General features: G+C 72.6%; 12 protein-coding genes. 9 read left to right on the top strand and 3 right to left on the bottom strand.

The features are described from left to right. Positions 1 to 69 precede the first annotated feature (69 nt). On the top strand, positions 70 to 1,008 hold the full coding sequence (locus EEJ42_RS28965) for a LysR family transcriptional regulator (protein WP_123104518.1): 939 nt from the start codon (positions 70 to 72) through the stop codon (positions 1,006 to 1,008). A 43-nt stretch (positions 1,009 to 1,051) separates the two neighbouring features. Here the strand turns inward: EEJ42_RS28965 and EEJ42_RS28960 are convergent, their stop codons facing one another. Together EEJ42_RS28960 and EEJ42_RS28955 are read right to left on the bottom strand one after the other, a co-directional pair. Beyond that, positions 1,052 to 3,751: a carbohydrate-binding protein gene (locus EEJ42_RS28960; protein WP_123104516.1), complete on the bottom strand. Its 2,700-nt coding sequence runs from the start codon at positions 3,749 to 3,751 to the stop codon at positions 1,052 to 1,054. A gap of 55 nt (positions 3,752 to 3,806) precedes the next feature. Then, entirely contained in the window at positions 3,807 to 4,583 is a 777-nt protein-coding gene (locus tag EEJ42_RS28955; protein WP_246097462.1) for an IclR family transcriptional regulator, read from the bottom strand. Between the two features lie 11 nt (positions 4,584 to 4,594). Between EEJ42_RS28955 and EEJ42_RS28950 the strand changes: the two genes are divergently transcribed. From EEJ42_RS28950 to EEJ42_RS53215, 3 genes are read left to right on the top strand one after another with little or no spacing between them, the layout of a single operon-like run. Further along, on the top strand, positions 4,595 to 5,473 hold the full coding sequence (locus EEJ42_RS28950) for a M14 family metallopeptidase (protein ID WP_123104514.1): 879 nt from the start codon (positions 4,595 to 4,597) through the stop codon (positions 5,471 to 5,473). Continuing rightward, complete coding sequence (locus tag EEJ42_RS54295) at positions 5,427 to 6,176, top strand: FAD-dependent oxidoreductase (protein ID WP_342778339.1); 750 nt, start codon at positions 5,427 to 5,429, stop codon at positions 6,174 to 6,176. Before EEJ42_RS28950 ends, EEJ42_RS54295 begins: the two co-directional genes overlap by 47 nt. Then, complete coding sequence (locus EEJ42_RS53215) at positions 6,164 to 6,310, top strand: hypothetical protein (protein WP_342778338.1); 147 nt, start codon at positions 6,164 to 6,166, stop codon at positions 6,308 to 6,310. The genes EEJ42_RS54295 and EEJ42_RS53215 overlap by 13 nt, the downstream gene beginning before the upstream one ends. 72 nt (positions 6,311 to 6,382) lie before the next feature. On the opposite strand, the gene EEJ42_RS28935 is transcribed toward EEJ42_RS53215, so the two are convergent. After that, a complete protein-coding gene (locus EEJ42_RS28935) occupies positions 6,383 to 7,192 on the bottom strand; it encodes a DeoR/GlpR family DNA-binding transcription regulator (RefSeq protein WP_123104512.1) in 810 nt (269 codons plus the stop codon). Between the two features lie 195 nt (positions 7,193 to 7,387). Between EEJ42_RS28935 and EEJ42_RS28930 the strand changes: the two genes are divergently transcribed. Genes EEJ42_RS28930 through EEJ42_RS28910 form a run of 5 tightly spaced genes read left to right on the top strand, consistent with a single transcriptional unit; the run spans position 7,388 to position 12,972 of the window. Continuing rightward, positions 7,388 to 8,725: an ABC transporter substrate-binding protein gene (locus tag EEJ42_RS28930; RefSeq protein WP_123104510.1), complete on the top strand. Its 1,338-nt coding sequence runs from the start codon at positions 7,388 to 7,390 to the stop codon at positions 8,723 to 8,725. Further along, positions 8,725 to 9,744 carry a carbohydrate ABC transporter permease gene (locus tag EEJ42_RS28925; RefSeq protein ID WP_246097460.1) on the top strand — a complete coding sequence of 340 codons (1,020 nt, stop codon included), beginning with the start codon at positions 8,725 to 8,727 and terminating at the stop codon, positions 9,742 to 9,744. Before EEJ42_RS28930 ends, EEJ42_RS28925 begins: the two co-directional genes overlap by 1 nt. 3 nt (positions 9,745 to 9,747) lie before the next feature. Then, entirely contained in the window at positions 9,748 to 10,629 is an 882-nt protein-coding gene (locus EEJ42_RS28920; RefSeq protein WP_123104508.1) for a carbohydrate ABC transporter permease, read from the top strand. Continuing rightward, positions 10,626 to 11,972 carry an ADP-dependent glucokinase/phosphofructokinase gene (locus EEJ42_RS28915; protein WP_123104506.1) on the top strand — a complete coding sequence of 449 codons (1,347 nt, stop codon included), beginning with the start codon at positions 10,626 to 10,628 and terminating at the stop codon, positions 11,970 to 11,972. Before EEJ42_RS28920 ends, EEJ42_RS28915 begins: the two co-directional genes overlap by 4 nt. Continuing rightward, positions 11,959 to 12,972 carry a tagatose 1,6-diphosphate aldolase gene (locus tag EEJ42_RS28910; protein ID WP_123104504.1) on the top strand — a complete coding sequence of 338 codons (1,014 nt, stop codon included), beginning with the start codon at positions 11,959 to 11,961 and terminating at the stop codon, positions 12,970 to 12,972. Before EEJ42_RS28915 ends, EEJ42_RS28910 begins: the two co-directional genes overlap by 14 nt. Positions 12,973 to 13,020 lie beyond the last annotated feature (48 nt).

Here is a 13,020-nt window from a genome sequence, read left to right as displayed (position 1 = left end):
GCACCAGGGCGTCATCCACGGCCATATCTCATGACCGGCCCGTCGATATCTCCTCGATATCATCGCCCCGTGGAAGCACGACATCTGCGGTACGCCCTGGCCCTCGCCGACCACCGCCACTTCGGGCGGGCAGCCGCCTCCCTCGGGATCGCCCAGCCCCCGCTGTCCCAGCAGATCGCCGCGCTGGAGCGGGAGTTGGGCGCGAGGCTGTTCGACCGCACGGCGCGCGGGGTGTTCCCGACCGCCGCGGGCGAGGCGTTTCTCGCCAGGGCGCGCCGGGCGCTGGCCGAGATGTCGGCCGCCGTGTCCGACACGGGCCGGGCCGCCCGGGGCGAGACCGGCAGGCTACGGCTCGGCTTCATCGGCTCGGCGCTGCTGGAACTGCTGCCGTCGCTGCTCGGCCGGTTCATCCGCGAACGCCCCGACGTGCGCCTGGGGCTGCACGAGATGTCGACCTGCCAGTCGGCGACCGCCCTGCTCGACGGGGAGCTGGACATCGCAATCGGGCGTGGCGCGCCCCGGGGCGCCGGTGCCGAGGACCTGGTGTCGGTCACGGTCGGCCGGGACCATCTGGTCGCGGTCGTCGGGGCCGCCCATCCGCTCGCCGGGCAGCCGAAGGTGAGCGTCGAGCAGCTCAGGGGGCAGCATCTGATCGTGGCGCCCGAGGACGAGGAACCGGTGGTCGCCGGCTGGCTCGACGCGCTGCTGGGCGACGGGGCCGGGGCGGCGGCCGTGCCGGGCGGCGGGGTCACCGACGCCCGCGATGTGCACACCATCATCGGGCTGGCCTCGTGCGGGGTCGGGGTGGGGCTCGGCCCGGCCTGTCTGCGGGTGGCGGCGCGGCCGGGCACCTGGGTGTGCGACGTTCGTCCGCGCGTGGAACTGCCGGATCTGGTGATGTCCTTCCGCGCCCAGGACCGCTCTCCCGTCCTGGCGGCCTTCCTGGACACGGCCCGGGAGCTCTGCCCCGGGGTGGACGAGCGACTGGAGCGCCTCGGCCGCCATTGACGGTCGAGGCGCCCCGGTCACGATGAGCGCGGTGTCGCGGACCTCAGTCGCGCAGCGTCAGCCAGTCCACCGCGGCCACCTTCCGCGCACCCGTCGCGACGAGGTACACGTCATGCGTGCCCGTCACCGCGCGCGCCAGCCGCACCGACCGCTCCTGCCACTGGTCCGCGCCGCCCGTGTCCCGCACCGGCAGCGTCGCCACCACACGGCCCTTGGGATCGTCCAGCCGCAGTTGCAGCGCACAGCCGCTGCCGCAGCCCGCCGACGCCATCCGCACCGTCAGCCGGTCGGGGGAGTCCGCCCCGAACGACACCTGGCGGAAGCCGACCAGGCCCCCGGAGCCCAGCACGCCGGTGGCCGCGTCGCCACGCTCGCCACCGCGCACCACCTGGGCCCGCTCGGCCTGCAACGTACCGGCCGCGTCCGGCCCGTCCGCGTACAGCCGGACCTCGTTCACCGCCCACGGGACGTCACCGGCCGCGGTCAGCTCGATCCGCACGTACCGCGCCGTGCGCTGCCCGAAGACCGCGTCCTGGGTGAAGGAGCGGCCCGCGACACGGGCTACGGGGGCTCCCCAGTCCCGACCGTCACGGCTGACGGACACCGTGAAGCCGTAGGGGTGACCCGTGGCGTCCAGCCCGGCGTCGACCGCCAGCCGGGAGAAGGTCTTCGCCGCGCCCAGGTCGAGGGTCAGCGACTGCCCGGCGGCCTGGTTGGTGTCCGCCTTCCACTGGGTGGTCTGCACCCCGTCGACGGCGGCCGAGGCGTCACCGCCCCCGGAGAACGTGGCCTTCCACCCGTCGTTGCGCACCCGCGACTCGCACCCGGCCAGGTTGCACCCGGTCGACCAGATCGGCGCCCCGTACTCGTACGCGCCCTGGTCGGGCCCGTCGCCCCGCACCCCGGTGGTCACCCCGTCGACCGTCTCACCCGCGTCGATGGCGGGGGACCCGGCCCGCGGCCACAGTTCGCCGTTACGGGCGTCGGTGTAGCGGGGATCGGCCGGTGGCAGCAGGTTGTTGCGCACCACGGGGGCCGGATCGCCCGGTCCGGATATCTCCATCGGGGCGAGCGCCACGTCGTTGCTGACGTACGTACCGGTGGCGTCCGTCGCGCCGCTCAGCCGCACGGCGGTGGAAACCCCCGCCCCGTACGTCGAGTTGTGGTCGCGGTTGCCGAGGCTGACCCCGCTGTGGCCGTTGAAGAAGGTGCCGCGGGTGCCGGTGTTGTACGCCACGTTGTGGTGCAGCAGGAACTGGCTGGAGGAGTTGTCGATGTAGTAGCCCACCTGGCCGTCCGCGTCATGGACGGTGTTGTGGTCGACGCTCGTCCCCGTCGCGTCCAGGTTGCAGCAGACGTAGAAGGGGCTGCCGTCGCGGGAGGTGCGCATCGCCTCGGACAGGTCGTTGTAGGCGATGCGGTTGTCCTTGAAGGGCACCCCGTTGAGCTGCCAGGCGGTGTCGATGCTCGCCCGGCCGGTGCGCCGGACGGTGTTGTGGGTGACGGTGTGCCCGCTGCCGTTGATCTCGATGCCGGGGGTGTAGCTGCCCATCCACCCCACGTCGTGGATGTAGTTGTTGGTGATGGTGTTGCCACTGCCGCGCAGGAGCACACCGGTCCCCGCGGACAAGCCGATGTCGCTGTCCCGCAGCGTGTTGCCGGTGCCGAGGATCTGGACTCCGGAGTCGAGCACCCGGGAGGCGACGATGTGGCCCTCGCCCGGCGGGATGGCCAGCTCGTCGTCCCGTGGCATGGGCAGGGTGGAGAACTCGGAGATGTAGCGGGCCCGCAACCCCTCCACCAGCACACCGGTGCTCTTCTCCCCGGTGCGCAGCGAGGTGCCCCACACGCCGAGCCCGCGGACGGTGACATGGGAGCTTTCGATGAGATCCAGGCCCCACTTCTCGTATTTCGCGGTCACCGTGTGGCCCGCCATTCCGCCCTTGGGCGGGACCAGATAGAGCCGCTTCTCGCCCGTGTCGTAATACCACTCACCGGGCTGGTCGAGGGTGGCTTTCGCGCCCACCAGGTAATAGTTGCGGTAGTTCTGGTCGCCCATGCACAGCGGGGTGCAGCGGTAATTGCCGCCCTTGAAATCGAGGGCGCCGTCCGAGGTGGCGGTCACGGTGCCGGTCTGCTGGCTCCACGGGTTGGACCCGGCCCACAGATGGACGGTGGCGCCGGTGAGGTCACCGTCCGGCAGGTCGGGGTCGTCGATGTGCTGGTCGGTGGAGCTGCGCTCGGCGACCGCCCAGGACGGATTGAGCGGATCGGAACCGGAGTTGGGCCAGCGGCCCTCCATGGCGCGGCCGCCGTCGAGGAACAGTGCGTTCTCGTCGCGGGCGAGCGGGAGGTCGACATCGGTGGCGACCAGACCGCCGCCCGCGTCCTTCCATCCGGTCACGGTCCGCGTCCCGTCGACGGTGACCGGCCCGTCCCCGTACGCCGCGAGGGTGACCGGGGCGCCCGCGCGGCCCGAGGGCGGGGCGACCCGCTCGCGGTAGGTCCCGCGGTGGATCAGACAGGTGTCCCCGGGCCGGACCAGATCGGTGCAGCGTCCGATGGTGCGCAGGGGATGGCGCGCGCTGCCGCTGTCCCGGTCGGAGCCCGAGGTGGCGACGTAGTACGTACGCCCCTGCTGCTCCTGCCCTCCCTGCGCCGTCGCGGTGCCCGGCAGTGCCGCGGTGAGGGCAGCCATGGCCGCGACGGCGGCCACGGATATGCGCCTGAGCGTGGATCTCATCTACCGCCTCCAGTGTTCAGGGTCGACCGAAACCTAGGAGAAACATCGGATGAGGTCAACGGAAGGAGGCGGATTCGCGGACATGCTCAGGGAAATTCCGCTCGACAGATCCGATGTCTCTCTCGCGAAATCGACTTATTGACAAAGAGGCATTCTCTCGCCGAGCATGGCCCGGATATCTGCTGACATCACAGGCATCGGCGATATTCACTCGAAACGACGGGCGCCGATCTCCGCCGCGGTGTCGGCCACCAGCCGCCCCCCACCGGTCCACCTCGTGCGGGTCGTAACGGGAGTCGGGCATGGAGATGGCGACGGTCGCCACCGGGGCCCCGTTCCCCGCGACGATCGGCGCGGCGATGGCGCAGACGTCGGGCAGGTACTGGTTGCGATTGACGGCGTAGCCGTCCCGCCGGACCCGCTCGAGTTCCTCGCGCAGCTCCTGCGGATCGGTGATGGTGGCATCGCCGTAGCGGTCCAGGCCGTCCGCGATGACCTCGTCGACCTCGTCGGCGGGGAGAAGGGCGAGGACCGCGTGGCCGGTGGCCGTGGCGTGCATCGGCGAGGTGTCGCCGACCTGGTGATAGGTGCGCACCGCCTGGGTGCAGTCGACCCGGTCGACCATGACCATGTAGCGCAGTCCGTCCGGGACGGACAGATGGATGGTCTCGTCGACCGCGTCGCGCAGCCGGCACATCGGCTCGCGCGCCGCCGCGAACAGGCTCGACCCCTGGTGGGCGGCCGGGCGGACCGCGAGCACCCGGGCGCCGACCTCCCAGCGCGTGGTGTCGCCCCGGCTGGCGCGCAGCCAGCCCGCCTCGTTGAGCGTCACCAGCCGGTGGGGTGCACGGCGGTGAGTTCGCCGGTGTCGACGCCGCCGCGCGGCCGGCCGGGCTGCTGACCCCCGAGGAGGTGTGCGGACAGGTCGTGCTCTGCCCCGTCGCCAACCCTCCCGCCGTCTACCAGGGCCGCCTGGGCGCCTCCCCGCTGGACGGCGTCAACATCAACCGGGTCTTCCCCGGCGACCCGGACGGCGGGCCCACCGAGCGGCTGGCCGCCTGGCTCTTCGCCTATCTGCTGCCCGGCGCGGACGCCTACGCCGACCTGCACAGCGGCGGCATCGACGAGACCCTGTCCGACTTCGTGGGCTACCGACTCACCGGCGACGCCGCGCTGGACGCCACGACCCGGGGCATGGCCCACGCCGTCGGCTACCCGGACGTCATCCTCGGCACCGACGCCACCGGCGGCAACAGCCACGCAGCCGCCGCCCGCCGGGGCGTGCCCGCCATCCTCATCGAGACCGGCCAGCTCGGCGACCGCGACCCCGCGACCGTACAGACCCTGCTCGACGGACTGTTCCGGCTGCTGCGCCACCTCGGCACCCTCGACCCGCTGCCGGACGACACCACACCGCGTCCCGCCGTCCGGGAGTGGGTGTGGGCCGCGTCCGTCACCTCCCCGGCCCCCGGGCTGTGGTACCCGGAGACCGACCGCGGAGGCGACGTGGCCGAGGGCCAGAGCCTCGGCCGCCTGGTCGACCCCGCCGACGGCCGGGAGCACAAGGTCACCGCGCCCGCCACCGGCCGCCTCTTCTACGGGATGCACGGCCTCACCGTCGCCACCGGCGCCGAACTCGCCGCCATCGCCACCCCGTACACCACTGCCATCCCGCATGGCCCCCTCGACCCGCCCGACCCGCACAACCCGGAGGTGCAGTGATGAGAGACCACCTGATCGGACGCAGAGCGCTGCTGCGCGGGGCCGGTGGCCTCGCCGCCGTCGCCGCCCTGCCGTCGCTCGCCGCCTGCGGCACCGGCACCAGCCGCGCCGACAGCGGCGGTGGAAAGAAGACCCTCACCGTCCGCAACAGCGGTGGCACCTACGGGGACGCCAACCAGAAGGCGCTGTACGACGCCTTCACCAAGGAAACCGGCATCTCCATCCAGGTCGTCAACATCCAGTACGCCCAGATGCTCGCCCAGATCAAGCAGGGCAGGCCGCAGTTCGACGTCATCGACGACTCGATGGCCGACTCCACGGCCTCGCGGACGCCGCCGAACGGGCCGGGGCGCGGATCCACGAGCGCAACGCCGCCACCGCCGTGACCCGAGCCCCGGACGGCACCTTCCTGGTGGAGACGTTGCACGGCACGGTCCGCGCCCAGCAGGTGATGGCCGCCACCGACGCGTGCACCGACCGGTCGCTGCCATGGTTCCGCAAGCGGCTGGTGTCCGTCGGCAGCTTCGTCATCGTCACCGAGCCCCTGGGGGAGGAGCTGGCCCGGGAGGTCATCCCCAAGGCCCGTCTGGTGGTCGACTCCAAGAACATCGGCCCCTACATCCGGCTCACCCCCGACCACCGCCTCGCTTCGGCGGCCGGGCCCGCTTCGCCCCCTACATGGGCCGCGCCATGGCCGAGGTGATGGACGGCCACCCGGAGGCCAATCCGCTGCGCGGCATCGGCTTCCCGGAGATCCCGGTGCCCTTCTACAACGGCACGGCCTGGTTCCTGCCCTTCGCCGGGGCGTACTACAAGGCCAAGGACCGGCTCACGTAAGGCGACGTAAGACCACACGTAAGACCATGGAAGACCCCCGGACACCCCACCGGAGCCGTGCGCCCGGCGGGGTCAGCCGTCCTCGGGGAGGTACGGACCGGCGAGGGTGACCTCGGCCCGGTCGAGGGCGAGGGCGAGCTCACCACCGGGCGGCCGCTCGCTGACCAGCACGTCGATGCGGCTGAGCGGGCAGATCCGGGCCAGTGCCCGGCGCTCGAACTTGGCCGAGTCCGCCAGCACCACGACCCGGGACGCGGAGTCCATCATCTCCTGGATCATCTGGGCCTCCGGGATGTTGGACACCGAAAGCCCCGCGGCGCTGACCCCGCCCACCGCGATGAGGGCGGTGTCCGCGCTCACCCCGGCGGTGTCGGGGAAGCGGATCGGGCCGATGGTCACCAGTGCGGTGGTCCGGCAGCCGCCGCCGAGGACGAACAGATCGCGCAGGGCCTGCGCCGGGACCATCCCCGGCACCCGCAGGTTGTTGGTGACGATCGTCAGCCCCCGGTGGCCGCCGAGCGCGGCCACCGCAGAGAGCACCGTGGTGCCGCCGTTGACGAGCAGCGTCTCGTTGTCCCGCACCAGACGGGCGGCGGCGGTCCCGATGGCCTCCTTGGCCTCCCGGCGCTCGTTCATCCGGTCCGCCACCGGGCTGTCGGCCGTGGCCAGCTCGCCGCCCGGCACCGCCCCGCCGTGGGTGCGTGCCACCAGGCCGCGCGCCGCCAGATGGTCCAGGTCACGCCGTACGGTGTCCACGGAGACGGCGAACTCCTTCGCCAGCTCCCCGATGGTGGCCTGGCCGCGCTGCTGGATGAAGGCGGTGAGGTCGGCCCGGCGGCGCGCGGGCAGGTTCGCGGCCCGGGTCCCCTCTGCTGACGTCATCGTGTGGCCCCCTTCTCGACGCTGCGCAACACAGCAGATTCTCGCACCTTACCGCAAGAACTCGCAGCACGACCCTTGACCGGTGGGGGTGGCCGCCGTAGCTTGCAGCAAAGAGCCGCATAAACCAGCGCTTCTTTGTACGTCTTTCTGCGTACCCCTCTCGCATAGCTTCTGTGCCGCGTCAATGGAGTCGCCGTGGAGCCACACCCACCCACCCCGCCCGAGCCACCGTGGACCCGCCGTCAGGCACTCTCCACCGGCGCCGCAGCCCTCGGCGCGCTCGCCGCCACGCCGCTGCTCAGCGCCTGCGGGAGTGACGAACCGGCCCGGCGGGTGGGCGGCGGTGGCGGCCGGCGGACCGAACTCACCTTCGCCTGCGCGGCGTTCACCGGGGGCGCGGCCGGTATGCAGTCGTTCGCCGACCGCTACAACACCGCCCAGAGCCGCTACCGGGTGACCGTCCGCAATCTGCCGCCGCCCAGCTCCAGCACCGAATGCCATCAGCAGCTCACCCAGCTGCTGGCCCGCAAGGACGGCACGGTCGACGTCTTCGCCCAGGACGTGGTGTGGATCGCCGAGCTGGCCGCCGCGGGCTGGGTGCATCCCCTGGACCAGGACGTGTCCGCAGGTCTGCGGCGCTCCTTCTTCCCCGGTGTGGTCGAGGCGTGCACCTATCGGGGCCGTCTCGTCGCCCTGCCCTGGTACGTGGACGCGGGCGGCCTCTACTACCGCACCGACCTGATGCGCGCGCTCGGCCGCAAGCCGCCGACCGACTGGCACGAACTGGCCGACACCGCGGCCGAGATGCAGCAGCGCCGGGTGCCCATGGGCTATCTGTGGCAGGCCAAGCAGGCCGAGATCCTCCTCTGCGACCTGGTCGAGTTCATCGCCTCCAACCGCGGCCGCATCATCGACCCCTCGGGCGCGGTCCGCGTGGACAGCCCCGAGTGCGTCGAGGCCGTCCAGTTCATGCGCGACCTGGTGTACCGCTACAAGGTCAGCCCGTCCGAGGTGTTCTCGTGGGACGAGGAGCCCAGCCGCCGCCCGTTCACCGCGGGCCGGGTCGGGATGATGCGGCACTGGAGCTATGTCTACGGCGTCTCCCAGAACCCGGACCAGTCCAAGGTCGTCGGCAAGGTCGACGTCGCCCCGCTGCCCCGTTTCCCCGGGGGCACGTCCTCCTCCTGCCTCGGCGGCTACCAGCTCGGCGTCGCGGCGGGATCCCGCAACAAGGAAGGTGCCATGGACTTCCTGCACTGGCTCGCCGGCACCGAAGCCCAGCTCGCCTTCGCGCTCGACTTCGGCAACGCCCCCTCCCGCGTCTCGGTCTACGACGAGAAGAAGCTGGCCAAGGGCCAGCCCGCGATGGTCAAGCTGAAGGAGGCGTTCGGCAACGGAGTGCCCCGCCCGGTCACTCCCCATTACTCCCGGGTCAGCCTCGCCCTCCAGTCCGCGGTCTCCCGCGCCCTGGTGTACGGCGATGTGCGCGGCACCCTCCGCTCCGCCCGGCGCGACCTGGAGGCGATCGTCTGATGGGCCACCTCGCCTTCTTCCACAGAACGCCCGGACACACCCCGCTGCGCGGCAAGCACCGCGCCCCCTCCCTGGAGCAGCCGCAGCTCACGCCCGGCCCCGACGACCCGCGCCGCCGCGTACCCGGGCGCGCGTCTTCGTCCGCGGGCCCGCGCCTGACCGGCATCGTCCTGCTGGCGCCCGCGCTCGCCGCCGTCCTCGCCGTCTCCCTCTACCCGGTGCTGCGCACCCTGTGGCTGTCCCTGCACGACGCGGGATTCTCCACCGGATCGCACTTCACCGGCACCGCCAACCTGTCCCGGCTGCTCGGCGACGACCTCTTCTGGAACGCCTGGTGGCGCACGGTGGCCTTCGCCTTCGGCACCACCCTGGTGGAGACCGCGCTCGGCATCGGCTTCGCCCTCGTCCTGCACCAGTCCTTCCGCGGCCGCGGCTGGGCCCGTGCCGCGGTGCTCATCCCGTGGGCCATCCCCACCGTCGTCACCTCGCGGATGTTCGGCTGGATCTTCGACGGCCAGTCCGGCGTCGCCAACTACCTGCTGACCCGCCTCCACCTGACCGACGGCTACATCAACTTCCTCGGCGATCCGCACACCGCCCTGGCCACCATCGGGCTCGCCGACATCTGGAAGACCACCCCGTTCATGGCGCTGCTGGTGCTCGCCGCGCTCCAGACCGTGCCGAAGGAACTGGGCGAGTCCGCGAAGATCGACGGCGCCTCGCCCTGGTGCACCTTCCGCTCCGTCACCCTGCCGGTGATCGCGCCCGCCCTGCTGATCGCCGCCCTGATCCGGGTCCTCGACGCCTTCCGCGTCTTCGACCTGCCGTACGTCCTCACCGGCGGCGGACCGGCGGACTCCACCGAGACGCTGTCCACCTTCGGCTACAAGACCCTCTTCTCCGGGCTCGAACTGGGCTACGGCTCGATGATCGCCACCGCCGCGTTCATCACCGAGGTGCTCATCGCCGCGGGCTTCGCCTACTACCTGAGCCGGCGCTACCGCGCCCTGGAGGGCTGAGCCATGACCGCCATCCCCGCGCCGGTCCCCGCCGCGCCCGCCGCCATCCGGGCCCGCCGCCGGGCCCTGACCCGCCGGGTGCTGTTCCGGGCCGCCGTCACCGCCGTCGTGCTCTGGTCCGTCGCACCGTTCCTGTGGCAGCTCAGCACCTCGTTCCAGCGGGACCGCGATCTGTCCTCGGTGACCCCGCACTGGCTGCCCGTCCCGGGCACGCTGGAGCACTACCGGGCCGTCTTCACCGACTACGAGTTCAGCAAGTACATGATCAACAGCGTCATCGTCACGGTCACCGCGACCGCGATCGGACTGCTGCTGGCGGCGCTGGCCACGTACGCGCTCGCCCGGCTGCCGGTGCCCGGCAAGGGCGTGGTGCTCGCCGTCGTGCTCGGCCTGTCGATGTTCCCGCAGATCTCGATCGTCGTCCCGCTCTACCTGGTGCTCAACTCCCTGGGGCTGCTCGACACCTATACCGGTCTGTCCGGTTCGTACGTGGGGCTCGCCCTGCCGTTGATGATCTTCGTCCTGTACGCCCACTTCCGGTCGCTTCCCACCCAACTGGACGAGGCCGCGGCCATCGACGGCGCGGGGCTGCTGCGCACCCTGCGCAGCGTGATCCTGCCGCTCGCGCTGCCCGGGATCGCGGCCGCCGGAATGCTCGGCTTCATCACCAACTGGAACGAGTTCATGCTCGCGTTGGCCTTCACCTCCTCGCCCGAGCACCAGACCGTGCCGGTCGGCATCGCGGGCTTCCAGTCCCAGTACTTCGTCCCCTGGGGCGACATGGCCGCCGCGTCCGTCGTGGTCACCCTGCCGCTGGTGCTGATCGTGGTGCTCTTCCAGCGCCGCATCGTCGCCGGTATCACCTCCGGGGCGGTGAAGGAGTGACCTCCCGCACCGGACTCTCCATCCCGCGCGTCGTCGCCCGCGACGAGCTGTGGGCCGAGCGGTACCGCGCGCTGGCCGACCGGGTCCGCGCCGGGGCCCGGCAGGCCGCACCCGTGCTGGCGGGCTTCAGCGCGTGCGTCGACCACGTCTACCGGATGGACCCCGACCGGATCTCCGCCCTCGCCGCCCGGACCACCGCGGCCGGGCCCGCCGGTGAGGTCGCCGCCGAGGTCGTCGGCCGCATCCGGCACGGCCACGGCGGCGAGATCGCCATGCCGTGGCCCGGCGGCAGCGACTGGGTGGGCACGCTGCTCGGCGCGCCCGACCGGGTGCAGCTCGGCGGCACCGGACCGCAGGCCGCCTGGGCGCTCGCCGTGCTCGGCGCGCCCGGCGTCGTCCCGCTGGCCGACCGCAGCGCCGAGCAACTCGCGGTGCTCCACCCCGACGTGACGCTGTGCACGGCCGAGGGCATCGCCCCGGCCGGGCGGCTGACCGGCGCCGACGCGCCCACCGCCCACCCCGGCAGGGCGAAACAGCCGCACGGCATCCTGGAGTTCGCCGCGGGCACCCCCGCACCCGGCCTGCCCGACGGACTGCCCCGCTCCTCGCGGATCATCCTGCGGTTCATGGACGACGGGATCGAGCGCGACGAGTGGTTCGCCGCCCGCTCCGGCGAGCTGGCCCGCACCGCCGCGGCGGGGCTGCTGTCCGGCATGAACGGCCTGCCCGAGGACGGCACCGGGCCCGCCGACCGGGCCTGGCTCACCGAGGTCGTCCACGCCTGGCGGGACGGCGGACTGCCGCTGCTCCACCTCGAACTCGCCGAGTTCGCCAGCGTCCGCGCCCTGCGCGCGGGATGCGACGAGTACGCCCCGCTCGCCGACTCCGTCGGCATGAGCCTGTCCGAACTCGCCGCGCTCGCCGGTCCCTCGGCCCGCACCTCGCCCGTCACGGCCGCGGCTCATTTCGCCACCGCGTACCGCCTGGACCGGGTGTGTGTGCACGCGGACGGCTGGGTGCTCGCCGTCCACCGCGGCGATCCCACCGAACAGCGGACCGCGCTGATGACGGGCAGCCTGCTCGCCGCCGCGCGGGCCGCGCGCGGCGCCCCCGCCGCCGACCTGGAGCCGCCACCGGCGGCCGACTACACCGAGGACCGCCCGGCCGACGGGCCGCTGGGGGAGGGGCTGCGCACGGACTGTGTCCCCGCGCCCCACCTCAGCCACCCCGCGGCCACCATCGGCCTCGGTGACACGTTCGTGGGCGGACTGCTGCTCGCCCGCTCGCTCCACTCCGGCTGTGCCCCGACCCGTATCCGAAAGGACCCCGATGACCACGCCTGACCTGACCACCGACCCGGGCAAACTGCGCGGACTGACCCGTGTGACCAGCGAGGACGGCTTCTTCCTGATCTGCGCCCTCGACCATCTCTCGGACTTCGCCGAACTGCTCGCCCCGGACCCCTCCACGGTGGGCTTCGCGGACGTGGTGCGGGCGAAGGACGCCGTCATCCGCGCCGTCGCGCCCAGCGTGACCGCCGTCCTCCTCGACGCCCACTACGGCATCGGCCACCTCACCGCGAGCGGCGCCGTGCCGCGCGACGTCGGCCTGATGGCCAGCATCGAGGACGAGGACTACAGCATCCCCGAGGGGCCGCGCCGCACCCGGCACCGCGCGGGCTGGTCCACCCGGCAGATCAAGCTGGCCGGCACCGATGTGGCCAAGCTGCTGTGGTGGTACCGCCCGGACGGCGACCCGGCCACCGCCGAACACCAGCGCCAGGTGGTGCGCGACCTGGTGGACGAGTGCGCGGAGCTGAGCCTGCCGCTGGTCGTCGAGCCCATCTGGTACCCGCTGCCCGGAGAGGACCCGTCCTCGGCGGAGTGGAAGGAGCGCCGCGTCGCGGGCATCATCGAGTCGGCCGTGGAGGCCGACCGGCTCGGGGTCGACATGCTCAAGGTCGAGTTCCCCGGCTACGTCGACACCGAGCAGGGCCGCGAGGCGGCCGCCGCGGCGTGCAAGGAGCTGGACTCCTCGGTGCACGTGCCGTGGGTGATCCTGTCCGCGGGCGTCGGCTACGAGGACTTCCGCACCCAGGTGCGGATCTCCGCGCAGGCCGGGGCGTGCGGCTATCTGGCGGGCCGGTCCATCTGGCGCGACGCCGTCTCCACCCATGACCCGGCCGAGCGCGCCCAGGGCATCGAGCAGGCCCGGGGGCGGCTGGACGAGCTGAACGCGGTCATCCGCGAACACGGCCGCCCGTTCCTCCCGGGACGCTCCCTCGACCAGGCGCTGGACCGCCTGCCCGAGGGCTGGTTCCACGACTGGCACCCCGCGGTCTGACACCCGTCGTGGAACCCCGGCGGGGAGCGGCGGGCGCCCCTGACCCGC

Origin of the sequence: Streptomyces botrytidirepellens (assembly GCF_003721215.1) — a bacterium.
In the GTDB taxonomy this organism is placed as follows: Bacteria; Actinomycetota; Actinomycetes; order Streptomycetales; family Streptomycetaceae; genus Streptomyces; species Streptomyces himastatinicus.
This window is presented reverse-complemented; position numbering and strand designations above follow the sequence as displayed.

Excerpts from the sequence above, each read along its gene's own strand:
- EEJ42_RS54295 (WP_342778339.1), top strand. The coding sequence starts at position 5,427 with ATGGCCCCCTCGACCCGCCCGACCCGCACAACCCGGAGGTGCAGTGAT.
- EEJ42_RS28925 (WP_246097460.1), top strand. The coding sequence starts at position 8,725 with ATGGGCCACCTCGCCTTCTTCCACAGAACGCCCGGACACACCCCGCTG.
- EEJ42_RS28920 (WP_123104508.1), top strand. The coding sequence starts at position 9,748 with ATGACCGCCATCCCCGCGCCGGTCCCCGCCGCGCCCGCCGCCATCCGG.
- EEJ42_RS28935 (WP_123104512.1), bottom strand. The coding sequence starts at position 7,192 with ATGACGTCAGCAGAGGGGACCCGGGCCGCGAACCTGCCCGCGCGCCGC.
- EEJ42_RS53215 (WP_342778338.1), top strand. The coding sequence starts at position 6,164 with ATGGCCGAGGTGATGGACGGCCACCCGGAGGCCAATCCGCTGCGCGGC.
- EEJ42_RS28910 (WP_123104504.1), top strand. The coding sequence starts at position 11,959 with ATGACCACGCCTGACCTGACCACCGACCCGGGCAAACTGCGCGGACTG.
- EEJ42_RS28960 (WP_123104516.1), bottom strand. The coding sequence starts at position 3,751 with ATGAGATCCACGCTCAGGCGCATATCCGTGGCCGCCGTCGCGGCCATG.